Source organism: Roseburia sp. OM03-7AC, assembly GCF_003462625.1.
GTDB lineage: Bacteria > Bacillota > Clostridia > Lachnospirales > Lachnospiraceae > Roseburia_C > Roseburia_C amylophila.
This window is the reverse complement of record NZ_QTZJ01000001.1, coordinates 412,625-436,867: the sequence shown is the minus strand read 5'-3', so window position 1 is coordinate 436,867 and position 24,243 is coordinate 412,625. Positions and strand designations below refer to the sequence as shown.

Here is a 24,243-nt window from a genome sequence, read left to right as displayed (position 1 = left end):
CTATTTTTATTTGTTTTTTATGCAAAACCACGAATTTTATCGAAAAAGCCATTGAAACTTTTGGTCAACTATTGTAGTATATTAATATGTTCTAATTATTCTAGTTGTATTTGGAGGGATTATATATGAAATTAGACGAAGCAAAAATCCTGATTGGAGATGACTCCATTCTGGCGAGAAAACAGTTGAAAGACATTATTGCGCAGTATGGTGGTACAACTTTTGTTGAGGCAGCAAACGGTCAGGAAGTAATTGACAAATTCAAATCCGATAAACCTGATATCGTTTTTCTTGATATTGTTATGCCTGTAAAAGATGGTATTGCCGCTGTAAAAGAAATTAGAGAATCTGACCCGAAAGCGGTTATTATTATCGTATCTTCTGTTGGTACACAGGCTCAGTTAAAGAATGCAATTGAAGCCGGTGCAAAGGACTTTATCCAGAAACCGTTGAATGTTGAACAGATTGAGCGGGTACTGAAGAATTATTTTGAAGGGAGATAATTATGTATACACAGTTTTTTGGTAATTTTCTTTTAAGCAAAAGTGCTGTTCCTGCGGATAAACTGGTAGATGCATTAGAGAGGCAGTCCTCTTCCTATCTGAAATTAGGTACTCTGGCAATTCATGCCGGATTATTAAATGCTTCCCAGGTTGACGCTATTGTATGCCGTCAGACCCATGAAGACAAGAAATTTGGTGAAATTGCAATCGAAGGCGGATATCTTACAAAGGAACAGGTTGACAAATTACTCTCCTCGCAGAAACCAGACTACCTGCTTTTAGGTCAGATTTTGATTGAAGACGGACTGCTTACCAACAGTCAGTTTGAGGAATTACTTGCAGAATATCAGGCAAGTAATGAAATTGATGATTTAAATGTTGCTAACGAACAGAATGATATGGTTGAAAAGCTGATTCATAAATTCTTCCATTTTGATAATTCTGATATGTCAGGAAAGATTGTTGCATACCTTAATCTTCTCTTTAATGATATCGTTCGTTTCATCGGAAAGGATTTTACACCATTAAATCCACTGATGAAATCCGAGTATATGACCAACTATTGTGTTACCCAGAAAGATGAAGGTTTACTTTCTTTCAATTCTGGTGTAGACATGAGTAAATCTGTTGCAATTGCTTTTGCATCCCGTTATGCCAAAGAAGAATTCCATGAATTCGATGAGTATGTAAAAGCTTCTATCGAAGATTTCTTAAATCTTCACAACGGATTATTTAATGTAAATATGTCTAATGAATTTTCCCTGGAATTAAACTTATGTCCTCCGGAAGTTCATGAGGAAGAAACACTTACAAATGCCACTAAGATTTATGTATTTCCAATTATTTTCCCATTTGGAACCATTCACTTCCTGATGGAAATCTAATCTTAAGCCTTTACATTTTATTTACATAAACAAAACCCTGTCAGATTTCTCTGACAGGGTTTTGTTACCTTATACCCATAAGAAACTGCCGGTAGCAGATTCTCTATGTTTTACATAAGCATTTAGATATTTAAAAATGCTTTTACCGTCTTAGGCATATCTTCTACATCGCATTCTGTCTTATGAAGTACTTCTGCACTGCGGATGTCTTCAATTGCCTGTGGAACTGTTACATTTGCAATCTTGCTTAACTCATCTACCAGTTCAAAATCAGTCATGGAATCATATTTTTCTTTATCAATGGCATCCATTACGCTTCTGGTAAACTTGAACGGACTTGCTGTTGATGCAATAACAGTCTTGGTATTATCACCGGTCTCTTTTACATATTTGTGGTATACACCGGTTGCTACAGCAGTATGTGTATCAATCACATAGCCGGTCTTCTCATAGAGGTCACGGATTACTTCTGCTGTTTCTTCCTCTGTGGTGTAATTGCCATAGAAGTCAGCAAGCTGGGCACGCATCTCATCGGTAATCATATATCTGCCCTCTTCTGTTAATGCACGCATGAATTCTGCATTCTTCTCTGCATCATTTCCGGCAATACGATAAATCAGACGCTCTAAGTTGCTGGAAATCAGGATATCCATGGATGGAGAAGAAGTTAATACAAATTCACGGTTTCTGTCATAGGTTCCAGTTGAGAAGAAGTCAAATAATACTTTGTTCTCATTGGAAGCACAGATTAATTTTGCAATCGGAAGACCTAAGTTCTTTGCATAGAAAGCTGCTAAGATATTTCCGAAGTTACCGGTTGGAACTACAACATTAATCTTTTCATCTTTTGCAATTGCACCATTTTCATATAATTTTGCATATGCATATACATAATAAACAATCTGAGGAACAAGACGGCCGATATTAATGGAGTTAGCAGAGGAAAACTGATATCCGGCTTTGTCCATCAATTCTGCCAGTTCTTTATCAGAAAACATTTTCTTGACGCCGGTCTGTGCCTGGTCAAAGTTACCATGAATACCAACTACATGTGTATTTGCCCCTTTCTGGGTAACCATCTGCTTCTCCTGAATCGGGCTGACACCATTCTTTGGATAGAATACAATAATCTTAGTACCAGGAACGTCTGCAAATCCTGCTAAAGCAGCTTTTCCGGTATCACCAGAAGTTGCTGTTAAAATAACAATTTCATTCTTTACATGATTTTTCTTTGCAGCAGTTGTCATAAGGTAAGGCAGAATGGATAATGCCATATCCTTAAATGCTATCGTAGCTCCATGAAAAAGCTCCAGATAATATGCACCGTCTGCATCTACTAACGGAGCAATCTCTTCTGTATCAAATTTAGAATCATATGCACTATTGATACAATGCTTTAATTCTTCTTCTGTAAAGTCTGTTAAGAAAAGCTTCATTACCTCATAAGCAGTCTCCTGATAGCTCATTTTTGACAGGGTATCCATATCAACGTCAAGCTTTGGTAATGAATCCGGCACAAATAAACCACCGTCTCCTGCAAGACCCTTTAAAATTGCCTGTGAAGCTGTTGCCTTTTCATCTGAGTTTCTTGTACTTGTGTAAATCAAATCCATTTTTTGTCCCTCTTTTGCTCTCTGCATAAAATTTGTTCTGTCTTTCATTATATAAGAACCTGCAGTTTACTGTCAATAACTTATCCCAGAATAATTCCATGTATTCCCACTATCTATGGATTCAAAAAGAATTCCATCGTTTTCACCCATAGCAGATATTACTTTTATTATAAGTTTTCCATCTTTCTGCTGTGGCATCTTGCAATAATCATAGTCTGATATGGAAAATCCATACTCTGCTGCCGTGTCCGGAAGTTCTGTCACTTCATCCATGGAAAGTTCAATCATGGAAAATGTTTTCCCGCCATCCTGTGTCAGATAAAGTGTGGAATAATCACCTGACGCTCCAGCCAATCCGATAACGCCCAGATTTTCATTATAGAATTCTATTCCTTCTGCCACACCAATATTTCCATCAAACGGGTCTGCATTTTGCTGATTCCAGCTCTGCCCGCCGTCCTTTGTCATTTCAAGCTCATAAAAACGGCTGCCGGCAGCTGCATCCGCCACCAACAGACGATAACCGGTATTGCTGTCCAGGAAAAAGTATACGCTTCCATCTTCCCTGTTTTCCGTCCACGGAGTGCCATTTCCGCTCTCTTCCTCATCATTGCCATCATTGCCGGCTACGGCATTGGTGTCTGCATTCCCGTTGTTATCCGTTGTGTCATTTCCAGCACCGTTTTTTGCTTCATCAATCTGCTCCTGCCGGTTTTGCTGGGCTAACACTGCAGCACTGGTATATTTTGGATTTATGATATAAGTTATAATTTCACCTGTATTTTCTTCGCCACCAGTAGAAAATGTAACTGCAAAACCTGTAACTTCTCCGCCATATTCCAACTGGCTTAAAATTGAATTTTCATTTGTATCTGCATTTCCATCTATATCTTCATTTTCATCTATATCTTCATTTTCATCTATATCTGCATTTTCTGCATTTATCACCTGTAGGCTATCTGCACTGGAAAAGGCTCTTTTCCCAGAATAACTTATTCCAAAGGTATGGCTCTTTGTTTCTTCTGCCCAACTATCTACACGTTCTTTCACCTTTATATTTCCCAATAGTTCAAAAAGCGGTGTCAGGCACATATCTTCTTCATAATCTGTCTTGGCATAATTATTGATGTAAACTGTCATTTTGCTGCTTTTCTTCCGGTTATAGTCCACAAGATAGGTTCTGGTTTCTCCATTCTCATCCTCACCATAGAAAAACGTATCTATTGCAGCAATCTCTCCGGTAGCATAGAAAGTCACATTAAAATGGTTCACCAGATAAATTTTCTTAGGAAGCCCGATTTCATTATCCAGATCCTCCAATATCCCTGCTACACTGTCATCAAAGAAATTATCATGCTTTAATGTTATCTTTACTTCATCACTTTTTTGAAACCGTTCGGATGTCTTGAAAAAATATAACCCTCCAAGGCATACCAGTAACAGAATCATCCCTGCTTTTAGCCAGTTTTTTAATTGATATTTCTTTCTTGTATTTTCCTGCTTCAACGAATTGCTCCTTTCCACCTGCAATCATATCACTATTCCAATAACGCCGCCAAATATTCCTGATATTTCCACGAATTTTTATATCCTTGCAATTTCCAATATATATTGGCATCATAGCATATTTTTCATTTCAAAAGTTTGATATTTTCTTAAGATATTTTCCTGTTTTCATGCTTTCCTAAAAATGTTATACTCAAAGTGACGCTTACCGTAAGAACTCGCCACCGGCAGCTTCTTACAGATGATTTGTAACTAAGAATTTTAGAATGTGAGGATTTACCATGCTTTCCGGTGCTTTTTCAGCCAAAACAAAAGACGGAACCATCTACTACCGTTCCAGCCTTACCTATAAAAGAAAACATATTAGTCTTGGAAGCTTTCCAACGGAAGAAGAAGCCCATCTTGCCTATAAAGAGGGGACTTCTCTACTTTCTGAGTCTGAAATCACACTGGAAAATTATACCGCATATATTAAACTTTTAGATTTTGCCAAAGCCATTACACTTTTAAATTTCCGTGACAACGGCGTCTATATCAAGAATCCGATTTATCTGAAGCAGAATTATTTTCTCTATTTTCTCGCACCACAGACGGAATATAAATTTGATATTGATGATTTATTCTTTTATTCCAGCCACAAGATTATGCAGCGTGGTGGCCGGCTTTTTGTAAATGAATACGGCATGCAGACCGGGATTCTCTCCCGCTATGGAGTCCGTAATCATGCGGTACTGGATGTAGATTACACTTTCGCCAATGGTAACCCCTTCGATTACAGCTACGCCAATATTATTGTCATTAACCGCTACCGTGGAGTTGCCCAAACAGAACACAACGGACTCCTCCGTTATCAGGCTTTTATCCATATCAATGGCAATTATTCCATTGGTACTTATTCTTCCGAAGAAAAAGCTGCCATTGCCTACAACAAAGCTGTTGATCTGGCAAAGGCAGCCGGTATTCATAAGAATTTTGAAGAAAACTATATTACAGAGCTATCCGCTAGAGAATATGCAGAAATTTATACTAATCTTAAAATCTCTCCAAAATATATCAATTATCTTTCTACACTTTCTGCTATTTCTGATTGATGTAATTTACCAGTCCCTCGCAATCGATAATCTTCTGCATAAATGGTGGGAATGCCTGACCCTGGAAACTCTTTCCAGTGGTCTTGTCGGTAATGACACCAGTATCAAAATTTACCTCTACCTCATCTCCTGCTTTGATTTCCAAAGCTGCTTCCTTACATTCAATAATCGGAAGTCCGATATTGATTGCATTACGATAGAAAATACGTGCAAAAGTCTCTGCTATGACGCAGCTTACACCAGCGGCTTTAATTGCAATTGGTGCATGTTCTCTGGATGAACCGCATCCAAAGTTCTTCTCCGCTACAATAATATCTCCTGCAGATACTTTATTTACGAATTCCTTATCAATATCTTCCATACAATGTAAGGCAAGTTCCTTAGGGTCGGAAGAATTCAGATATCTTGCCGGTATAATAACATCTGTGTCTACGTTGTCACCGAATTTAAATACTTTTCCTTCTGCTGCTTTCATGTTCTAATCCTCCTATACTTCTTCCGGGCTGGAAATCTTTCCTGTAATTGCACTTGCTGCTGCAACTGCCGGGCTTGCCAGATAAATTTCCGAATCCACATGTCCCATACGTCCCACAAAGTTACGGTTGGTTGTAGATACGCATCTTTCATTCTCAGCAAGGATTCCCATATAGCCACCAAGGCAAGGTCCGCAGGTCGGTGTGCTGACAATAGCACCTGCTTCAATAAAGGTTCTGATATATCCGGCTTCCATGGCATCCAGATAAATCTGCTGGGTTGCAGGAATTACGATTACACGTAAACCTTTCTTTACTTTCTTTCCTTTCAGGATAGAAGCTGCAATCTTAAGGTCATCTAATCTTCCATTCGTACAGGAACCGATTACTACCTGATCAATAGTAATGTCGCCTACTTCATCAATGGTCTTTGTATTTTCCGGAAGATGTGGAAATGCTACGGTTGGGCGAAGTGTACTAAGGTCAATGGTATACTCCTCATCATATACAGCATCCTCATCTGCTTCATATACTTTATAAGGGCGCTTGGAATGCTCTTTCATATATGCTTCTGCTTTCTCGTCTACCGGGAAGATTCCGTTCTTTCCGCCGGCTTCAATTGCCATATTTGCAATGGTAAAACGGTCATCCATGGAAAGATACCGGATACCATCACCTACGAATTCCATAGACTTATATAATGCTCCATCCACACCAATCATTCCGATGATATGTAAAATAACATCTTTACCGCTAATCCATGGTGCTGGTTTTCCTGTGATATTGAATTTAATTGCGGATGGTACTTTAAACCATGCTTTTCCGGTTGCCATTCCTGCCGCCATATCAGTACTTCCAACACCGGTGGAAAATGCTCCCAATGCTCCATATGTACAGGTATGTGAATCTGCTCCGATAATAACATCTCCTGCAACAGTCAGTCCTTTTTCCGGAAGAAGTGCATGTTCGATACCCATTTCTCCTACATCAAAGTAGTTGGTGATTTCGTTTTTGCATGCAAACTCTCTGACGCATTTACAATGCTGTGCAGATTTGATGTCTTTATTTGGTACAAAGTGGTCCATAACCAGTGCAATTTTATCCTTATGGAACACTCCGTCTACTTTCATTTTCTCTATCTCATGGATAGCCACCGGTGAAGTAATATCATTTCCCAATACCAAGTCTAAATCTGCTTCAATCAACTGGCCAGCCTGAACAGAATCAAGTCCCGCATGTGCCGCAAGAATCTTCTGTGTCATTGTCATTCCCATTTGAAATTCCTCCTGAAATTAAATCATTTTTTCTATACTGTTGCTATTATAGCACAGCTAGTGGTATAATGGAAATACATATTAAACATATTTATTATGATTTTTAGTTATAAACACGGAGGAATCTATAAATGTTGCAGAGTTTATCCAGTTACCGTATTTTCTATACCGTAGCAAAAACACAGAATATATCAAAGGCAGCCAAAGAGCTTTATATCAGCCAGCCTGCCATCAGTAAATCCATACAGAAACTAGAGGAAAGCCTGGGCTGCGAACTCTTCCGCCGAAGTTCCCGCGGCGTATTGCTGACCGAAGAAGGTGAACTTCTTTTTACTCATGTCAGTTCCGCTTTCGAAACCCTGACTTTAGGGGAAGATAAATTAAAGAACTCCTTAGAACTTGGTGTCGGCCACTTAAAAATCGGTGTCAGTTCCACACTCTGCAAATACATGCTTTTGCCTTATTTAAAGGATTTCACAAAACGCTATCCGCATATTAATATTTCTATCGTATGCCAGTCTACCAACGAATCCTTACAGATGTTAGAAGAAAACAAAATTGATATCGGTCTGATTGCAAGGCCGGAAAACCAGAAAACTTTAAATTTCAGCAATGTGGCTGAAATTGAAGATATTTTTGTTGCAACGGAAGCTTACTTAAACGTATTGAATGCAAGGGGCATTTCTTCCGATGCAATCTTACAGAATTCTACACTGATGCTTCTTGATAAGCACAACATGACCCGTCAGTATATTGATGATTATTTACAGGAAAATAAAATCGAGACCAGAGATTTAATCGAAGTCTCTACGATGGACCTCTTAATTGACTTTGCAAAAACCAACCTGGGTGTTGCCTGCGTCATCCGTCAATTTGTCCAGAACGAACTTGCAAATAAAGAGTTATTAGAGATTCCACTTGGTTTTCCAATTCACAAGCGTGAAATTGGCTTCGCTTATAAAAACACCTTAAAGCCTTCGAAATCCTTGGAATTATTTATTGATTTCTACCAGAATTTTCATCCGGGCGAATAAGATGCCTCACTGCCAGCTTCTTACAAATGCCTGACAGATATGAGAAACATACTTTAAGAGTTTCTCGCGTCAAAAAAAGCTGCCGCAATCGCGACAGCTTTTTTATCCTCTTTTTGAAGTATCAGATTAGTTGTTAACCAGCTTATCTTCTTCGTTGTTCCAGCTATACAGCTTACGAATTTCTTCGCCGACTTTCTCTGATGGATGCTCAGAAGCAAGCTTTCTCATAGCTTTGAAGTGTACCTGGCGTCCTGCCGGTGACATATCAAGTAAGAATTCTTTTGCAAAAGTACCATCCTGAATATCTGTTAAAATCTGTTTCATTGCTTTCTTTGTCTCAGCAGTAACAATCTTAGGTCCTGTGATATAATCACCATACTCAGCAGTGTTAGAGATAGAATATCTCATTCCAGCGAATCCTGACTGGTAGATTAAGTCAACAATCAGTTTCATCTCATGGATACACTCGAAGTATGCATTTCTTGGGTCATAACCAGCTTCGCAAAGTGTTTCGAAACCAGCCTGCATAAGTGCACAAACACCGCCACAAAGAACTGCCTGCTCACCGAAGAGGTCTGTCTCTGTCTCTGTACGGAAGGTTGTCTCAAGAAGTCCTGCTCTTGCTCCACCAATTCCAAGACCATATGCTAATGCCAGGTCAAGTGCTTTACCGGTTGCATCCTGCTCTACTGCTACCAGACAAGGAGTTCCTTTTCCAGCCTGATACTCAGAACGTACAGTATGTCCTGGTGCCTTAGGAGCGATCATTGTTACGTCAACATCCTTTGGAGGTTTGATACATCCGAAATGAATGTTAAATCCGTGAGCGAACATTAACATGTTTCCTGGCTCAAGGTTTGGCTCGATATCGTTCTTATACATATCTGCCTGTAACTCGTCATTGATAAGAATCATAATAATATCAGCCTGTTTTGCAGCTTCTGCTGCTGTATATACTTTGAATCCCTGTTTTTCTGCTTTTGCCCAGGATTTGCTACCATTGTAAAGTCCAATAATGACATCACAGCCTGATTCCTTTAAATTTAATGCATGTGCATGTCCCTGGCTACCGTAACCAATGATGGCGATTTTCTTACCATCCAGTAAGGAAAGGTTACAATCTTCCTGATAATAAATTTTTGCTGCCATTTTTTCAGCCTCCTGTTTTAATGATTAATCTAAATATGTAACATCGGCAGACCCTCTGGTCAAACCTGTGATACCGGTTCTAGCGAGCTCTAATATCTCATAGCCCTGTAACAGATCCATAAATGCATCTAATTTATCCTGATGCCCTGTCAGTTCAATTACCATGGAATCGTTGGTGACATCAACCACCTTGCCATGGAAAATATTGGTAACGCTTAAGATTGCCTGACGTTCTGTATCCTTTGCTTTAATCTTAACCAGAATCAGTTCTCTTGTAACGGATGTACCCGGCTCTAATTTCTTAATATTGCGCACATCTTCTAACTTTGCCAACTGCTTCTCAATCTGCTCTAAAATCTGTTCGTCACCACTTGCTACTATCGTAATTCTGGTATATCTTGGATCTGCAGTTACACCAGAAGAAAAACTATCGATATTGTATCCTCTCCGGCTGAAAAGTCCTGAAATATGACTTAATACACCAGAAGTATTCTCTACTAAAATAGATAATGCCTGTTTTCTCATGCGAAAACCATCCTTTTTCTTTCATTCACATTACAGTTATTCTAGCATATCAGTTCTGTTTGTCAATACTAAAATGGCTTAAAGTAATAATATTTTTTTATGCAATAACCTATGGTTATATCATTGATAACAATAACATAAAACTACAAGAAACACATTTTGCAATCTGGCAGGCTGCCTGCATAAATTACGGCTGTGAATCCCTGTATTTCCGGATAATATCAATTGTCTTCTGATAATCCATTCTGACTTTCCTAAATTGCTGCAGCATCTCTTCTCCGTATATTTTATAGCGGAGCTGTTCGCACAGAATTATACTTGATTTGCTCAGCCGTCCCAACCCGAGCGTCATGGTCTCTCCCTTTAAGGTATGTACCAGATCAAAGGCTTTCTCATAATCCCTTTCCTGTAAAGCTTCATCAATCCGCTGTACTTCATCGCTTTCTAAGAATTTTATCAAAAAACGGTGTACCAGCTCTTCCTTCCGGAGTCTGCGCATGACCTCTGCATAATCTCCCTCCAGTTCCTTGTAGCATTGCTCTAAATCCATACTCATATTCCCTTTCTGTTGATTTTCTCATAGCATTATAGTACACCACCATTTTTTCTTTTTCAAGCAATTCTTCCTTATTGTCTGGTGTTTCCATCCGGCTGCACCGGCAGTTCATTCTGTTGCTTTACACTTTGTTGTCCTTCCGAGAGCATAATAAGCGTCCAGGTTATTTCTTTTCTTGCATATTCCAATGTCTCTTCTCCATCATATACCGTATCAACCTGGTACTTACGAAATACAAGAATATCTGTAACAGCTTCTGCCATGCTTTCTTCGTCTTCTGCATAGAGTAACTTCATAAAAACATCCTCCTTGTTGCATAACCTGCCAGGCATACCATAACTAGCTTCTTACAAGCATTTTGGAACTATAGAAAACACATTTTGCAGGAAAGCAATTTCCTGTAAAACAAAAAGGCCAGGATAAAATCCTGACTATATTTTCGGGGAGTACCTCCCGAACTCCGAAGAGCCCGAGAGGCATGAGTTATGAAAAATTATATTAGCTTAATAGCTAGTACTTTTATACTATATCTTATAAAAATATGTTTGTCAAGTGTTTCCCTACAATTTTTCTTAGGGACTTACTTGGGTCTTACTTGGGTTTATTTCCATTTGAATTTCTACAGTTTTTTATATATTTTTTCTACGTCATAGTCCGGTGCCATAGTTGCTGCAATTTCATATATCTTCCTGATATTTTCCGGCTCTTCTTCCAGCATATCAGCTGTTTCTTCTACGGAGTTGCCTTTTTGCAGTTTCTTGATTACCTGACGAATTAGTTGCAGTTTTTCGCCCTGCTCCAATTTATTTTCCAGTTCTTTTTCAATTTCATCTTTCATTAATTCACGCAATGCTTCACACATCTCATTTTGCCTCCTTAACAGACTATATACCTGCTTATTTGCATTTACACTTACTTGAAGTACCGAATCAATATTGCTCCGTTCATTCTTACTTTCCAAATAATGTATCTGTTCCAAAAATAGTTCTGCATCCTGCATCTCTACCTGTGTAGTCAATACCCGCAGGCTGCAATGAGCTTTTCTTTCCAACTGACTTGTTACTACAACTTGTACTGGGAACGGAACTTTTCCTCTTACATAATAAATTCCAGGATACATTTTTTTCAGGATATATCCTTCTTTTTTCAGTTCCTGAAAAAGTGCCTTCGGATAAGCATTCCGAAAAAAGGATACGGTCACCTCAGATGCTGGAATTTTATTGACTGCTATCCCCTGCGCCTTATATAAGCTGGCGTATCCAATTACCTTAAAGAAGGAATCTATCGTCAATTCATCTCCCGGTCCCTTATACTCTAAAATATTGTGTCCCCTCATAATATGACCAATTTCATTTTGTAACGTCCGCTTCCAATCCATCTTTTTAATAATCACAAGATCAATCTGAAGTGGTTTCTTACTTAAATTATACTCCGGAATTAATTCCAGTACATCCAGATCTTGTCGCAGTTCCAGTTCTGTTGCTGCACAAAACGCCGGATGCCATTGTAATTTTTCTGTTTTTCCTGACATTTCTTCTCCTTTCTTTTGTCTTGGAGAGTATACTTTTGCAATGTCACTTAACCGCAACAACCTTTGTCTGAAAGAATTCTCTCCGCTTCATTTAATGTGAAATAAAAGCTTTGAAAATTCCTGTTATCATATCAGGTTATGTGGTGAACCCGGCGAAATGATAGAATACCGGTATACTTCTGACAGGCTATGTGCCATTGAAATGTATATAGAAATATCAAGCTTTAATTGCATTATAACATGATGAAATGAAAATGTCAGTAAAAAAAGAAAGCATCTGCCCTCCCTTAATCGGATAAGCAGATGTTTTCCATCTCAATTTCTTTCAACTTCTATTTTTGTATCTGTTACATGCATCTTGCTCCGCACTTTGTGCAGAATTTTGCACCCGGCATAATTTCATTTCCACACTGTGGGCAGAACATCTTCTGAACTTCCTCAACTTTGGTGCCGCATTTCGGGCAGAATTTTGTGCCGGATGCAAGTTCGGCACCACAATTATTGCAATGCAGTGCTGAAAAGTTCTCAAACTCTTCATCCTCTTCCTCCTCAAAATCCAGCAACAATTCTGTTTTAACGCGCAATGCATCCAGTTCTTTTTTCATATCCTTTAAAAGACCTAAATAGCCTTTTACCACCTGGCTCTTTCCAATTACAAGTTCATTTACCTGCTCGTTTGCTTCAGCTATACTTATTCCTAAATATTTCTGTAATATCTTAAGTATTTTGGATTTATCTGAACCTACATCCATGATATATAATGCGGCAGCAACAGATTGATCTGTATCAAAAACAATTACTGTCTCACCACCGGCACGGTCTATCTCATCGCGCAAATATACGAGTGAGGAACAAACTCCGTCTATAATAGCAGGTTCTTCATCTGATATATCCTTAAAATTTGCACCCGAAATCTCTTTGCTGACGACATGTAAATAAGCTCTTCTTATATCATCCGAAAATAAATATTCTTTCATATTTCCGGTTGAAAAAACAATCAGTGATGCCTGCGCATCCTCGTCCCATGTCACATCAATTTCTGCATCAGCACCGAGTTCGTCCAACGCTGCTTTTAATGTCTCTGCTCTTTCTCTGGTTGTTGATATTAAAAATCCATTTTCATCCGAAATATCTTTTAAAAGTTTCAATTCCAGGTCTCTTCTGTCAAGTCCTAAGATTTCATGGTAACACTCCATGACCTGATCAGGCTGTCCGCCCAGAGAAAAAATAACAATATCTGCAATAGCTCTTGCATTTTCTTCATCTGTCCAGTTCTTCTGGATAAAAGTTGATGCTCCTGCGGCGTCTAACGCCTGTTGCAGCTCATAAAGGCTTTCTGTTGGGGATAATCTGCAGACAGTTGCATTACCTTCCATCATATTTTCATTTACCAGCATGCTTACCTGATCCGCATCTTCCGGATAATAATTCTGAATGATAGATATTACCTGTGCTGGATTTGGTCCAACATCTCTGATTATAATTTTCTTTTCCGGTATCTCCTGCTGTACTCCCATGTTTCCAAACAATGATTTCATGAATCCCATTTTCATTTCTCCTTTTCTAGTAATATTTTCCGGCTTCAATTAATAAAGGAATAATTTCTTCCGGTTTTATCTGCTGCAGTTGTTCTAATCTGCTTCCGATACGATTGATATTCTGTATATTCATTTGTTCCTCATCAAAGCGACGCTGTAAAATCTCATGTCTTTCCTGTAATTTCTGAATCTGTTCATCCATTTTATCAATATTAAGCTGTGCATCATCTTTCTGTGGATTTGCCGTAATAAACCCAAGAATAAAAAAGTAAATCATAACACCAAGAATAATTACACCAACAGACACTGCAACACGGAGAATTGTCCGGACACAGCTCCATAAAATGCGTAAAATTCCTGCAAAAAATCCATAATTCATTGCATTGGCGAATAAATGTCTCACATCAATAATCCAGCGGAACAGGGAAACCGCACACCATACCAGTACTAACGCACAGATTATACCGATTGCAATAGAAATTGCCTTGCGGACAGGGGAAGTCTGGCTCCAACGCTCTGCAAACTCTTCCCTTTTCCGTGTCAGCGTAGTTTCCTGCATTTTAGACATTTCAGTTACCTGTTGTATTTTAGAACTAATCTCATTCTGCTGTGCATTCCGCTCATTCAATGACTTTCCAAGATTTGCTAAAGCAATCTGTTTGCCGTCATTTAAAATGCCTTCCATCTCCTGAAGAATCTCTGGAGTAACATCCTCACAGCGATATATTTGCTGAATATAATCTCCTATCTCCCCCCAATTTATATGTTTCTTCTTTTTTTCACATAAAATCAGTCCATAATAGCCCTTACAGCTCCACATAAAATCATTACGGATTCCTGTAAATTCTGCTTTTGCCGCCGAAATGTTTCCCTGATTTAGTAATGTCATGGCATTTTTATAACGGTTATCCAGACCATCTCTTCCACTTCCTCCAGCAACAGCAGCAGTCAGATTGATATTTTCAATTGTTTTCTTCAAATCCTGATGAATATTTTCAATATGTTCATCTGTTTTCTGAAACTCTTTTGATAAATTATGTACCAGGAAAAGATTATCACATGCCATGCATTCATACTTTTCCTCTGTAATTTTTCTTACTGCACCACTGCCACAACTGGGACATTTTATTTCTTCCATTTTCTAGCCCTGCTCCTTTGTATTTTTTATTTTTCTGATTTCAAGCTGCTTCATGATTGCTCCGCAGATTTCCGCAAAAGCGGCTTCATCTGTTGTTGAAGAAAGCTGCAATATCAACTGTCTGATTGCCTCATTTTCTGTTGCCACTGCCGGTGAACTGACCGGATCACTGTATCGCATCTTTTCCAGCACTTTGTCAATTTCTTTGCGGTTGACCTCATCTGTAATCTGCACTCTGCAAATTTCAATCTGCTGAATAAGTCCTTTAAACACTTCGATGGAACTCTGTTCCTGTGTCTGAACCTTTGTAATATATTTATTACTTGCTGCCATAGCAATCTCAATGATAATGAAAACTGCTAAAATCGCACTCTGTAACAAATAGGAATACACCTGATAATCCTTCGGAATTTTCAGGCAGACCTTAAAGAAAACAAAAATCTGAATTACAAGATAGACTCCGCTCAGATATACAAGCGGCATCTTTAATGCTGCCTTTTGTTTTTCCTGTTTATGAAATACCAGAAATGCAAAAATTGGCTGCATCAATATTGCAATCAGGCAAAATATGTACTTGAACATTATTTCTCCCTCCTCGTTCCGCATTTCGTACAGAAATTAGCTTCCGGCGGCATTTCATTTCCACAGTTTGCGCAGAAAATCTTCTGTGGAATCACCACTTTTTCACCACACTGGAAACAGAATTTAGCATCCTTCGACAGACTCGTTCCACACTTGACACAGGTAATATTTCCACCTTGCGCCTGCGGCTGTACTGCTGGCTGCGACTGTGTTGCTGCAATATCCGGCTGCATTGCTGCTGTCCCTGTCTGCGCTGCTGTTACCGGCTGTGCCTGAACTGCTGCATCCATATTGTTTTTCATCATGTCACCCATGGAAAACGCCAGTGGAATCTGTGCCATCATATTCGCCGGATTCGCTGCAAAGCCTTCATTCTGTGCAAATGTTCTGCTTACATCAAACTGCTGCTCCTGTTGCCAGGTATATCCCTGCAGTTCTCTCGCTTTGGCAAGTCCTTCTGCTTCAATTACGGTAGCATCACGATTTCCCATTGCTTCAAACCGCTTCTGTGCCATGCTGTTATCTAATTTTTTAAGCTCTTCCAAATCGTCCGGCTTAATGGTAACTGCAGACACAAAGAAATTTAAAATCCGGATGCCATAGCTTTCAAGGTCGCTTTCCACCTGACCGGCAACGTTCTCGGAAATTTCATTCAAATGCTGGTTGAAAACATTGTAGCTATATTTGCTGAGTTCTACTGCAATGCAATTTTTTACTCTTGTAACTAAAAGGTCTTTAAAAAATTTCTGAATATCTTTGGTGGTCATTGCTTTTTCGGTACCAACCAGATTAATCAGAAGCTTTCTTCCATCCTCTATTTTCAGTCCGAAAGAACCACTGGCACCGGCACTGTAACTATAGCCGTAATTCGGGTCACGAACTGTCACCTGACTTGGTGTTCCCCATGCGATATCCATCATGGTCGCAAGGTTAATAAAATAAACCTCCACATGGAACGGACTTACTCCGCCCGAAACCAGATTTCTTATTTTGGAAATAAGTGGAATGTTTTTCGTTTCTAAGGTATAACGACCTGCTTTAAAAGAATCCAGTGCCTGTCCGTCACTGAAAAATACTGCCTCCTGTGACTCATGCACAATCAATTGTGACAGCGTATTAAAGTCTTCTGCGGGATGCTTATAAATAAGAGTTGAATTATCCCCTTCATATTTGATCACTTCCTGAATAGCCATCAAACTTTCTCCTTCCGTAAATTTATATAAACTCCTTTCTCGATTATACTACAAAACTTCCATTTTGGACACTTTTTTCTTCCATTTTGGATATTATTTTCTCAACGAGGTGATACCTATGTCAGAAAGAATTAATCAACACCTGCATCCACTGGTAGGTTCTAACATCCGGAGACTGCGGAAAGAACAGGGTTTGAAAGCCACCGAAGTCATTGCGAAGCTCCAATGTGATGGCATCAATGTAACTACCGGCATATTCAGCAAGGTGGAAAATGGTTATAATAACCCAACGGTAGATATGCTGATTGGATTGACCAAGATTTTTAATTGTGATTTTAATGAATTCTTTAAACAATAATAGGCAACTAAACGGTGAATGGTTTAGTTGCCTGTTGTTGTTTTGTCATATAAAAGGGGAGCTACCAATATTATTTTTTGAAATATGTTATTTTCTACAATATTGTCCTGCCGTTGACTTTGCCTGATTCTGACATTATCACACTACACATAACATCAAGTGTCTAACACGTTTTTATTATATCATCACCATCTTTTTTTACAATACTAACGCTTATGAAATATACTAATAAAACAAGGTCAGTCTTTCCACACCATGATGATTCCAAGACTGACCTTAATGTCACTAATCCATATTCTGTTGCAATTCTTTTATGTTGTCCAAATCAGACAAATCCATTCCTTCATATCTCTCAACAAAATCTATCAATGTTGATTTACGAACCTTTAGACTACCTAACCGAAGTGCAGGTAATAGTTTTCTGTTAATCAGCTCATATACCAGATGCACATTCACCCCTAATACCGCTGCCGTCTCACGCACATTGTACAAAAGCTTTTCGTCTTTTAAATCCTTTTTATCCATTTTACACCATCCCTCCTAAATGTGTTCCTAAAATCGTATTTGCATCAGTTTTGTAAAAATTAATAAATCTAAAAAGCATCTGAATACTCATTCCCTTTGAGCCTTCCTCAATTCGTGCATAATGACATAAACTCATATCCATTTCCTCAGCCGCCTTCATCTGTGTCATTTTTCCTTTTTCACGTAAATCTCTTATATTATTTCCAATCACATATGGATCAAATTTAGTTCTGCTCACTTCTGCCATCTCCATCAATTAACATCCATGCTCCTCTGCATGTGATATTTTTCTCTTACTCATAATAAATTATCTCCTTTACGATTTCGTATTGGAGAGCTCCGGCGCCTTCACTCTCGTGACGTGCTCTCTCAAGCACATGTTTATTGTATATTGTCATGGATGAATTACCGACCGTGTTTACGCGACAATTTTGTCGTGTTAACACGACATTTGCATCTGCTTCTAATATACTTAAATATTTTTTACAGATAGGACTTCCGTTCGAAGCAAAAAAAAGAATCCCTGCCTTTCCCGCATGAATTCATTTTATCGTTCCTTACGCATCCTTATATTCTATTTTTAATGGTGTATGTGCTCAAATATCTGTCATATATAAAGTCTGCTATAATTAATCCAATTATTTGTCGTATAATTTATCAACCTCGGCTTCATACACCGATTCAGTCTGAGTATCAAACAGCACCCATTCCACCAAATCGAAGCTGTCCGGATTATCTTGCAAGAACCTGTTTACTGTATGTACTGCAATCTTTGCTGCCAACTCAACCGGAAAACCATATGCTCCCGTTGATATGGAAGGAAATGCAATAGACCTTATTCCATTATCCATTGCCAACTTCATAGAATTAAAATAGCAGTTAGCAAGAAGTTCCTCTTCTCTATTTCTTCCACCATTCCATATCAGTCGGTCATTTTTTGCGGACAGTTCATACATGCTATCCTTTTCTGTTCTCTGCTCCTGCGTTTGCTCTCGTTTGATTTCTCCCTCCGTATCTTCTTGGCACAAGCAGGACAATACCTTGATGCACCAGAGCCCGGGACATATTCAACGCCGCACACCGTACAATTTTTAGCGGGCATTGCTGCCCACCGTTTTGTAGGTATGATATGTAATTCATCGACAAAGCCGATGAATTTATAGTAAATCTTGATTTCCTGCTTCACTGTTCCGTCTGCCATCTTCTCACGCTCCGAAACAAGTATCTTGTCTATGAGTGCGTTTATAACTGTTGCATCCAGTTCTTTTAAGCCTTGATAATTTCGGATAAGGGCGAGGAAGTCACGGATTCCCCGTGATTTCTCGTAGCTTTCATTAAGAGTTTCCGTCACCTCTTTCAGCCTTGCTTCAATTTCAAGCTGCTCTTTCTGGTATTTCCCCGACATCATCTCAAAATTCCGCTCGGTAATACGCTCCATGACCTTATCCTCGTAGAGAGAGGAAAACAGCCTGTCCAGTTCCGCAAGGCGTTTGTTCAGCTTCTTACGTTCTTTCTCTAATGCTTTCGCCCTGCTCTGGTCTGTTTCCGTGAGCCGCTTTTCTATGGCCCTGACCGCCTTTTCATCATTCACTGCCATATCCGCAAAACAGTTGATGTCGGCAAGAACGGCATTGAATAAATCCCTTGCTTCTATATTGTGGGCACTACACTCGCTTCTTCCGTTTCTTGCATAATTATTACATGAATACTGTACACAGTCGATAATCTCTGGGCGTTTCCTCCTGTGTACGTTCATTGCCCGCAGAGCACATCCGCAGTCCACACACTTGATAACGCCTGCAAAAATATTTACAAATCCTCCCTTGTTCTGTGGAAGCCTACGACTTGTAATAAGCTGTTGGACAATATCAAATTCCTCCTGCGTGACTATTCCCTCATGGGTATTGGGTATCACTTCCCATTCTTCGGGCAGCTTAGAGGGGCGTTTCTTGCTTTTCATATTGGCGGCAATCCGTTTGTAGCCTACAAGATTTCCCGCATATATCGGGCTTCTTAAAATGCTCCTCACGCTGTTCCCACTCCAAATATAGCGTTTGTCCTCGTTCCCCTCAAAATGACGTTCAAAGCCTGTTTCGCCACGCTCCGCCGCATAAGCGGCAGGGCGTAGGATATGCTGTTTATTAAGATGTCTGCAAATTTTGGCAACTCCATTCCCTTTTAATGCAAGGTCGAATATCTCTTTTACAACATGTGCCACTTTATCATCTATCAGCAGATGGTTGTGGTCGGCAGGGTCTTTGATATAGCCATAAGGGGCGGTAGTTCCCATGAATTTCCCCTGTTGAAACCTCGCCCGATATGCCGATTTTATCTTAACAGATATGTCAGCGGCATACATTTCGTTTAAAATGTTGCGGAAAGGCGTGATGTCCATAGCAGATTTATTCAAGGTATCTACGCCGTCATTGACCGCTATATACCTCACGTTATGCTCTGGGAAGAAAACTTCCAGATATAACCCACAATCAAGATAGTTTCTCCCCAGACGGGATAAATCTTTCGTAATCACGCAGTTTATCAGACCGCTTTCAATGTCTTTTATCATATTCTGGAAACTTGGTCTTTGGAAATTTGTACCAGAATAACCATCGTCCACATACGTTTTTGCTATGTGCCATCCCTGCTTTTTCACATAATCCGTGAGGATGGATTTCTGTGTCGCAATGCTCGCACTCTCGTTATCCGTACCATCGTCTTTAGATAAGCGGCAATAAATGCCGACTAAATAGATTTTCTTTTCTTCTTTGATTCCTGCCATACTGTAAAACCTCCGTATCTGTCCTATCTGTTTTCATGTCCCATTGCGTACATTCTAAGCGGACAGCCCCTCATTGTCGAAGGTGTCGCCCTCGGCAATCTTCTTCCGAATATCCTCGGAGATAATCGGGACAAACGCTTCTGTAACGGTCTGTGTGCCGACATATTCACGGCTGATTATCATCTGCACTGGTGCTTTTGGCACGATACGCTTTCTCTTTTTATCTGCTTTCTTATCCTCGCCCATACTTAAATCTTCCTTTCCAGACAGGGCAGGGAAGAGTTTGGAAATGTCCCCGCCCTGCCAATCAGATACCATTAATCCTCGCTGTTTAATTCTTTCTGTAATGCTTTAAGGAGTGCCGCCGCTTCATCAGCGTTCAGCGTGATTCCCTTGCCGCACTTTTCACGGTTCGGGGAAAAGCTGCGGATGTCATACTTCGGCTCTTTCCCATTCCATGAAATGAGATTGATTTCCTTTGTGTAGCCACTGTCGCCCGTAGACAATACTGCGATTTCCTTTACGATTTCATACTGGATTTCTCTCATTCTCCATACCTCAACTCTCTGTATTTACTTCCCGAAAAAAGAAGATTAGCGGCTGTCACGGTTGCGTTTCCTCTGCAACTCACGCTCCAAAAGTTTGATGATGGTTTCCTCCATCTGCTTCGGCGTTGTGTTCTTCGGAAAGTATTTTTTCAGCTTGCTTGTGTTGATTTTCAAGGTTTCTTTCTGGTTGCCCTTTTCCTCCGTCATAATCGCAAATATCGTATCCATGTCAAGCCGCCCGCTCTGGCTTAACTGTTTCATCCGCTGTGCCTGTGAGAGTGAGGGCGTTGCTTCTTCGCTCTCCATCGTGGCAAAGAGGTTTTCCTGCTCGTCTTTCTTCAAGAAGGACAGTTCCACCGCAGGCGTGAGGGCGATTTTCCCCTCGTCCACCATCTGCAAAATCGGCGGTATCAGTTCCGTCAGGCGGATAAAACGCTGCACGGTCATCCTGCCCACGCCGAAGCCCTGTGCCACCTTGTCGTCCGTCCGCAACTTCGTCACAACTTGTGACGAGGTTAAGTCTGTGCGGAAACCCTGCCGCTTCATGGCTTCGGATTTCATCTTGTAAGCAAACGCCCGCTCCGATGGCAGGATATTCTCACGCTGCAAATTGCTGTCTACAAGGGTGATGATGGCTCGGTCACGGTCTAAGGGCAGGACAAACGCAGGCACGGTATTTATCCCTGCAAGTTCAGAAGCACGGACACGCCGCTGTCCTGCAATCACTTCATAACCGTCCCCGTCCTCTTTCGGGCGTGTGATTATCGGCGTGACAATGCCAAATTCCTTGATGCTTTCCGCTAACTCTGACAGTGTTTCATCTTCTGCCACATGAAACGGATTGTCGGGGAACGGGTACAAGTCTTTGGTCTTTAACACCTTAAAATCCTGTTTCTTCATTCACATATCTACCTTTCTTTCGCTCTGCTTCTATGATTTTTCTGCAATTCTTCCAACACTTCGGGCGGTATTTTTGACAGCAGCCGCCCCATCTGCTCGTTGGTTCTCTGCAATTCAAATATCTTCTGATTCGCTTTCTGCACCTTTAGTTCCTGCTCGTACTTTTCATCACGCATACGCCCCGCATAGTCTGATTCCTGCCCAATTCTCTCTTTCAAACTGTCGATATACGCCTGCTGTTTCCCGATTTCCTTAGAGAATTTCTCCACGTCTGGCAGCCATGCAGAGAGTAAATCTAACGCTTTATCCCTTTTCTTCCCTGCGTTAAAGGCGTTGATGTCGGATAGGGCAGACACGATTTCTTCATACTGTTTATCAAGCCTGCCGCCTAATTTATAGAGCCATGTGGGGACGTGTTTCCGCTTGGTTTCCATTGAGGACTGCCCCCGTTCAAGCTGATTCCACCGTGAGGACATCCGCTCATGGTAGGCGGTCTGCCACTCGGATAATGATTTCTGGTTGCCTAAGATAGCTTTCGCTGACAGCTTATTGTCTGGCGTAATCGGCACAAAGCAGAGGTGCATATGGGGCGTTCTCTCGTCCATATGGACGACAGCGGAGAGGATATTCTGCTTTCCAACACGCTCCGAAATGAAGTCAAGAGCCGTCTGGAAATACGCTTTTTGTTCTTCGGGCGGTAACTGGTTCATAAATTCTGGTGAAGCTGTGATGAGCGTTTCCACCATCATCACGCTGTCTTTCCTTGTCCTGCACCCCGCTTCGGCTACCATGCGGTTAATCTCTTTCTTGTAGGTGTACTTTGGTGGTGCTATGAGATGGTAATTGTTTTTAGAGCGTTCCATATCTATATCTGGGTTGCTTTTGTAGGCTTCTTTCTTCCGCTCGTTGTGGCGTTCACAAGCCGCAACGCCGCCCGCTTTTCGTTTCTGGAAACGCAGGATTGCATAAGGCATAGGCGGATTCCTCCTTTCTTTCGGCGGGTGACCGTCCTTTGGGGTGACAGCGGTGACGGTGGTGACAGCAGTTTTGGGATACCCCCTGCCGACTGCCGCAACTGTCACCCTCACCCCCTGCATGACGGTCATGTCGATGATGACGGTGTTTTTGGGATACCCCCCTCGCAAGAGCCGTCACCGTCATGCCGCCATTCTTTTATCCGAAGCCGTAAGGCGTAGGATAGCAGGGCACAGCCCTGCCTTAAGGGAGTCCAGAGGGAACGTCTGGCACACGACTTTGCAGGGCAAAGTGTAGTGTGTTACACCCTGTAAACGCAGTCGGAAAAATCGGAATGATTTTTCTGACCGCAGGGGTGGTTTTACACGACCGAAAAGGGCGAGTAAATCTCACGCCTGCATTTTGCGTTTACGGGGTGTTCTCCCGTAGGGATGACAGCGGCAGGGTATCCTAAAATCACTGTCACCACCGTCACTGCTGTCACCCGCAGGGCAGAGCCGCCAGCTTTACATGGCTTTAAGCGTCAATGACAGTAACAGGGGGGTATCCTAATATCGCTGTCACCACCATCACCGCTGTCACCCGCCCTCCTTGCAAGGGCAATCCGCCTGCCGTCTTTCCTGCGGCTGTACTGGTAGCAGATACGGTTCTCGCTTAAAAATGTGGTGCGGTATTCATTCAGCCATTTCGTAATCACCGTGGGTATGGTTTCCGTTTCCCCCATAGCGGCTAACAGTTCCGTTGCCGTGCCTATCCATTCTTCCTTATCCCTCATAAAATCCACCAACCGAAAAAGGACATCTGGTATCGTTTCTTTCGCAAGCTGCTCCTGCGTTTTCCGCTCCACAAGCTCCCAACGGCAATCACGGAAACGCAGCGTGTATTCCTGATAAGGCGTGTCCCTGCCCGTCACATACAGCTTGGCGGTGTCAGACGCACGTTTCTCCTTTTCCAGAACAAAGGTAGCGTCCGCACTCCCCGTTAATCCTGTCGTCCCAGACACCTTGTTGAACACGTCGCTGTCATTCTGCTTTCGGATGTGGTGTACGACAATGACCGCCAGAGAGTGCCTGTCGGCAAAGTCTTTGATGAGGGAGATGTCCCCATAGTCGCTTGCATAGGCATTGTCTTTTGAAGCTGTACGGACTTTCTGCAAGGTATCAATGACAATGAGCCTGCTGTCTGGGTAATCTTTCAGATAATCTTCAAGCTGCACGATAAGACCGTCTGACAGCTTGCAGCTTGCCACGGCAAAGTGGAGCCGCCCGCTTGCTTCGTCCGTCAAACGAAATAACCTGTCCTGTATGCGGCAGAACGTGTCCTCAAGGCAGAGGTAAAGCACATCGCCCTCCATTGTCGGCATATCCCATAAAGGGATTCCCTGCGACACGCATAAGCATAGCTTCAGCATGAGCCAGCTTTTGCCTATCTTCTGTGAGCCGCAGAACAGCGATAAGCCTGTCGGGATAAGGCTGTCCACCACAAAGGATGGTTTCTCAAGCGGTTCATAAAGGAGCGTTTCGGCGTTGACTGTCTGTAACTTCTGCATGGCTTTCCTCCTTTCGGGC

At 41.1% G+C, this 24,243-nt stretch carries 25 protein-coding genes and 2 pseudogenes; 5 read left to right on the top strand and 22 right to left on the bottom strand.

What is annotated here, in order from left to right; genetic code table 11:
- Positions 1-125: 125 nt before the first annotated feature.
- A complete protein-coding gene (locus DXB39_RS02140) occupies positions 126-503 on the top strand; it encodes a response regulator (RefSeq protein ID WP_117841094.1) in 378 nt (125 codons plus the stop codon).
- A 2-nt stretch (positions 504-505) separates the two neighbouring features.
- Positions 506-1,387 (top strand): chemotaxis protein CheX, encoded by an 882-nt coding sequence (locus DXB39_RS02135; protein WP_117698986.1) that lies wholly within the window; start codon positions 506-508, stop codon positions 1,385-1,387.
- Positions 1,388-1,509: 122 nt separating this feature from the next.
- Here DXB39_RS02135 and thrC read toward each other — a convergent pair whose 3' ends face one another.
- Positions 1,510-3,000 carry a threonine synthase gene (gene thrC / locus DXB39_RS02130; protein WP_117698989.1) on the bottom strand — a complete coding sequence of 497 codons (1,491 nt, stop codon included), beginning with the start codon at positions 2,998-3,000 and terminating at the stop codon, positions 1,510-1,512.
- 72 nt (positions 3,001-3,072) lie between these two features.
- Complete coding sequence (locus tag DXB39_RS02125) at positions 3,073-4,506, bottom strand: WD40/YVTN/BNR-like repeat-containing protein (protein ID WP_117841095.1); 1,434 nt, start codon at positions 4,504-4,506, stop codon at positions 3,073-3,075.
- 281 nt (positions 4,507-4,787) lie between these two features.
- On the opposite strand from DXB39_RS02125, the gene DXB39_RS02120 reads away from it, so the two are divergent.
- Positions 4,788-5,597, top strand: a complete 810-nt coding sequence (locus DXB39_RS02120; protein WP_117841096.1) for a hypothetical protein — start codon at positions 4,788-4,790, stop codon at positions 5,595-5,597.
- Here the strand turns inward: DXB39_RS02120 and leuD are convergent.
- Together leuD and leuC are read right to left on the bottom strand one after the other, a co-directional pair.
- Complete coding sequence (gene leuD, locus DXB39_RS02115; protein WP_022243891.1) at positions 5,584-6,072, bottom strand: 3-isopropylmalate dehydratase small subunit; 489 nt, start codon at positions 6,070-6,072, stop codon at positions 5,584-5,586. The two genes, DXB39_RS02120 and leuD, sit on opposite strands and share 14 nt — an antisense overlap.
- Positions 6,073-6,084: 12 nt before the next feature.
- A complete protein-coding gene (gene leuC / locus DXB39_RS02110) occupies positions 6,085-7,344 on the bottom strand; it encodes a 3-isopropylmalate dehydratase large subunit (RefSeq protein ID WP_022243892.1) in 1,260 nt (419 codons plus the stop codon).
- Positions 7,345-7,475: 131 nt separating this feature from the next.
- On the opposite strand from leuC, the gene DXB39_RS02105 reads away from it, so the two are divergent.
- On the top strand, positions 7,476-8,378 hold the full coding sequence (locus DXB39_RS02105) for a LysR family transcriptional regulator (protein ID WP_117841097.1): 903 nt from the start codon (positions 7,476-7,478) through the stop codon (positions 8,376-8,378).
- Between the two features lie 126 nt (positions 8,379-8,504).
- On the opposite strand, the gene ilvC is transcribed toward DXB39_RS02105, so the two are convergent.
- From ilvC to DXB39_RS02060, 9 genes are all read right to left on the bottom strand, one after another.
- Positions 8,505-9,527, bottom strand: a complete 1,023-nt coding sequence (gene ilvC / locus DXB39_RS02100; protein WP_117698982.1) for a ketol-acid reductoisomerase — start codon at positions 9,525-9,527, stop codon at positions 8,505-8,507.
- A gap of 24 nt (positions 9,528-9,551) precedes the next feature.
- Positions 9,552-10,052 carry an acetolactate synthase small subunit gene (ilvN, locus tag DXB39_RS02095; RefSeq protein ID WP_022242269.1) on the bottom strand — a complete coding sequence of 167 codons (501 nt, stop codon included), beginning with the start codon at positions 10,050-10,052 and terminating at the stop codon, positions 9,552-9,554.
- Positions 10,053-10,239: 187 nt separating this feature from the next.
- On the bottom strand, positions 10,240-10,608 hold the full coding sequence (locus DXB39_RS02090) for an Hpt domain-containing protein (protein ID WP_117698981.1): 369 nt from the start codon (positions 10,606-10,608) through the stop codon (positions 10,240-10,242).
- A gap of 71 nt (positions 10,609-10,679) precedes the next feature.
- The gene (locus tag DXB39_RS14995) at positions 10,680-10,904 is read right to left on the bottom strand and encodes a hypothetical protein (protein ID WP_242988778.1); all 225 of its coding nucleotides are present in this window, start codon (positions 10,902-10,904) and stop codon (positions 10,680-10,682) included.
- Positions 10,905-11,227: 323 nt separating this feature from the next.
- Positions 11,228-12,139 carry a hypothetical protein gene (locus DXB39_RS02080; protein ID WP_117841098.1) on the bottom strand — a complete coding sequence of 304 codons (912 nt, stop codon included), beginning with the start codon at positions 12,137-12,139 and terminating at the stop codon, positions 11,228-11,230.
- Positions 12,140-12,486: 347 nt separating this feature from the next.
- A complete protein-coding gene (locus DXB39_RS02075; protein WP_199535110.1) occupies positions 12,487-13,686 on the bottom strand; it encodes a zinc ribbon domain-containing protein in 1,200 nt (399 codons plus the stop codon).
- A 16-nt stretch (positions 13,687-13,702) separates the two neighbouring features.
- Positions 13,703-14,815, bottom strand: coding sequence for a hypothetical protein (locus DXB39_RS02070; RefSeq protein WP_117841099.1), 1,113 nt, complete (start codon positions 14,813-14,815; stop codon positions 13,703-13,705).
- A gap of 3 nt (positions 14,816-14,818) precedes the next feature.
- A complete protein-coding gene (locus tag DXB39_RS02065; protein ID WP_117841100.1) occupies positions 14,819-15,397 on the bottom strand; it encodes a hypothetical protein in 579 nt (192 codons plus the stop codon).
- Positions 15,397-16,590 (bottom strand): SPFH domain-containing protein, encoded by a 1,194-nt coding sequence (locus DXB39_RS02060; protein ID WP_117841101.1) that lies wholly within the window; start codon positions 16,588-16,590, stop codon positions 15,397-15,399. Before DXB39_RS02060 ends, DXB39_RS02065 begins: the two co-directional genes overlap by 1 nt.
- 118 nt (positions 16,591-16,708) lie before the next feature.
- Between DXB39_RS02060 and DXB39_RS02055 the strand changes: the two genes are divergently transcribed.
- Positions 16,709-16,948 (top strand): helix-turn-helix domain-containing protein, encoded by a 240-nt coding sequence (locus DXB39_RS02055; protein ID WP_022242261.1) that lies wholly within the window; start codon positions 16,709-16,711, stop codon positions 16,946-16,948.
- A gap of 285 nt (positions 16,949-17,233) precedes the next feature.
- Here DXB39_RS02055 and DXB39_RS02050 read toward each other — a convergent pair whose 3' ends face one another.
- The 9 genes and pseudogenes from DXB39_RS02050 to DXB39_RS02010 all read right to left on the bottom strand — a co-directional run bounded on the left by DXB39_RS02050 (position 17,234) and on the right by DXB39_RS02010 (position 24,224).
- The gene (locus DXB39_RS02050) at positions 17,234-17,473 is read right to left on the bottom strand and encodes a helix-turn-helix domain-containing protein (RefSeq protein ID WP_117841102.1); all 240 of its coding nucleotides are present in this window, start codon (positions 17,471-17,473) and stop codon (positions 17,234-17,236) included.
- 1 nt (position 17,474) lies between these two features.
- Complete coding sequence (locus tag DXB39_RS02045; RefSeq protein WP_117841103.1) at positions 17,475-17,726, bottom strand: helix-turn-helix domain-containing protein; 252 nt, start codon at positions 17,724-17,726, stop codon at positions 17,475-17,477.
- Positions 17,727-18,111: 385 nt separating this feature from the next.
- Positions 18,112-18,396, bottom strand: a pseudogene (locus DXB39_RS02040) (macro domain-containing protein); the annotation flags it as partial.
- Positions 18,396-20,252, bottom strand: a complete 1,857-nt coding sequence (locus tag DXB39_RS02035) for a recombinase family protein (protein ID WP_001820670.1) — start codon at positions 20,250-20,252, stop codon at positions 18,396-18,398. The pseudogene DXB39_RS02040 and the gene DXB39_RS02035, both read right to left, overlap by 1 nt.
- Before the next feature lie 54 nt (positions 20,253-20,306).
- A complete protein-coding gene (locus DXB39_RS02030) occupies positions 20,307-20,498 on the bottom strand; it encodes a hypothetical protein (RefSeq protein ID WP_001820669.1) in 192 nt (63 codons plus the stop codon).
- Between the two features lie 71 nt (positions 20,499-20,569).
- Positions 20,570-20,800, bottom strand: a complete 231-nt coding sequence (locus DXB39_RS02025) for a YdbC family protein (protein ID WP_001206986.1) — start codon at positions 20,798-20,800, stop codon at positions 20,570-20,572.
- 45 nt (positions 20,801-20,845) lie between these two features.
- Positions 20,846-21,700 carry a ParB/RepB/Spo0J family partition protein gene (locus DXB39_RS02020; protein WP_000743700.1) on the bottom strand — a complete coding sequence of 285 codons (855 nt, stop codon included), beginning with the start codon at positions 21,698-21,700 and terminating at the stop codon, positions 20,846-20,848.
- An 8-nt stretch (positions 21,701-21,708) separates the two neighbouring features.
- Entirely contained in the window at positions 21,709-22,674 is a 966-nt protein-coding gene (gene mobV / locus DXB39_RS02015; protein ID WP_001820668.1) for a MobV family relaxase, read from the bottom strand.
- 517 nt (positions 22,675-23,191) lie between these two features.
- Positions 23,192-24,224, bottom strand: a pseudogene (locus DXB39_RS02010) (AAA family ATPase).
- Positions 24,225-24,243: the final 19 nt, after the last annotated feature.

Excerpts from the sequence above, each read along its gene's own strand:
- DXB39_RS02075 (WP_199535110.1), bottom strand. The coding sequence starts at position 13,686 with ATGGGATTCATGAAATCATTGTTTGGAAACATGGGAGTACAGCAGGAG.
- DXB39_RS02140 (WP_117841094.1), top strand. The coding sequence starts at position 126 with ATGAAATTAGACGAAGCAAAAATCCTGATTGGAGATGACTCCATTCTG.
- DXB39_RS02055 (WP_022242261.1), top strand. The coding sequence starts at position 16,709 with ATGTCAGAAAGAATTAATCAACACCTGCATCCACTGGTAGGTTCTAAC.
- DXB39_RS02030 (WP_001820669.1), bottom strand. The coding sequence starts at position 20,498 with ATGGGCGAGGATAAGAAAGCAGATAAAAAGAGAAAGCGTATCGTGCCA.
- DXB39_RS14995 (WP_242988778.1), bottom strand. The coding sequence starts at position 10,904 with ATGAAGTTACTCTATGCAGAAGACGAAGAAAGCATGGCAGAAGCTGTT.
- DXB39_RS02060 (WP_117841101.1), bottom strand. The coding sequence starts at position 16,590 with ATGGCTATTCAGGAAGTGATCAAATATGAAGGGGATAATTCAACTCTT.
- DXB39_RS02045 (WP_117841103.1), bottom strand. The coding sequence starts at position 17,726 with ATGGAGATGGCAGAAGTGAGCAGAACTAAATTTGATCCATATGTGATT.
- DXB39_RS02080 (WP_117841098.1), bottom strand. The coding sequence starts at position 12,139 with ATGTCAGGAAAAACAGAAAAATTACAATGGCATCCGGCGTTTTGTGCA.
- thrC (WP_117698989.1), bottom strand. The coding sequence starts at position 3,000 with ATGGATTTGATTTACACAAGTACAAGAAACTCAGATGAAAAGGCAACA.
- DXB39_RS02135 (WP_117698986.1), top strand. The coding sequence starts at position 506 with ATGTATACACAGTTTTTTGGTAATTTTCTTTTAAGCAAAAGTGCTGTT.
- DXB39_RS02020 (WP_000743700.1), bottom strand. The coding sequence starts at position 21,700 with ATGAAGAAACAGGATTTTAAGGTGTTAAAGACCAAAGACTTGTACCCG.
- leuC (WP_022243892.1), bottom strand. The coding sequence starts at position 7,344 with ATGGGAATGACAATGACACAGAAGATTCTTGCGGCACATGCGGGACTT.
- mobV (WP_001820668.1), bottom strand. The coding sequence starts at position 22,674 with ATGCCTTATGCAATCCTGCGTTTCCAGAAACGAAAAGCGGGCGGCGTT.
- DXB39_RS02025 (WP_001206986.1), bottom strand. The coding sequence starts at position 20,800 with ATGAGAGAAATCCAGTATGAAATCGTAAAGGAAATCGCAGTATTGTCT.
- ilvC (WP_117698982.1), bottom strand. The coding sequence starts at position 9,527 with ATGGCAGCAAAAATTTATTATCAGGAAGATTGTAACCTTTCCTTACTG.
- DXB39_RS02070 (WP_117841099.1), bottom strand. The coding sequence starts at position 14,815 with ATGGAAGAAATAAAATGTCCCAGTTGTGGCAGTGGTGCAGTAAGAAAA.
- DXB39_RS02065 (WP_117841100.1), bottom strand. The coding sequence starts at position 15,397 with ATGTTCAAGTACATATTTTGCCTGATTGCAATATTGATGCAGCCAATT.
- DXB39_RS02050 (WP_117841102.1), bottom strand. The coding sequence starts at position 17,473 with ATGGATAAAAAGGATTTAAAAGACGAAAAGCTTTTGTACAATGTGCGT.
- DXB39_RS02090 (WP_117698981.1), bottom strand. The coding sequence starts at position 10,608 with ATGAGTATGGATTTAGAGCAATGCTACAAGGAACTGGAGGGAGATTAT.
- DXB39_RS02120 (WP_117841096.1), top strand. The coding sequence starts at position 4,788 with ATGCTTTCCGGTGCTTTTTCAGCCAAAACAAAAGACGGAACCATCTAC.
- leuD (WP_022243891.1), bottom strand. The coding sequence starts at position 6,072 with ATGAAAGCAGCAGAAGGAAAAGTATTTAAATTCGGTGACAACGTAGAC.
- ilvN (WP_022242269.1), bottom strand. The coding sequence starts at position 10,052 with ATGAGAAAACAGGCATTATCTATTTTAGTAGAGAATACTTCTGGTGTA.
- DXB39_RS02105 (WP_117841097.1), top strand. The coding sequence starts at position 7,476 with ATGTTGCAGAGTTTATCCAGTTACCGTATTTTCTATACCGTAGCAAAA.
- DXB39_RS02035 (WP_001820670.1), bottom strand. The coding sequence starts at position 20,252 with ATGGCAGGAATCAAAGAAGAAAAGAAAATCTATTTAGTCGGCATTTAT.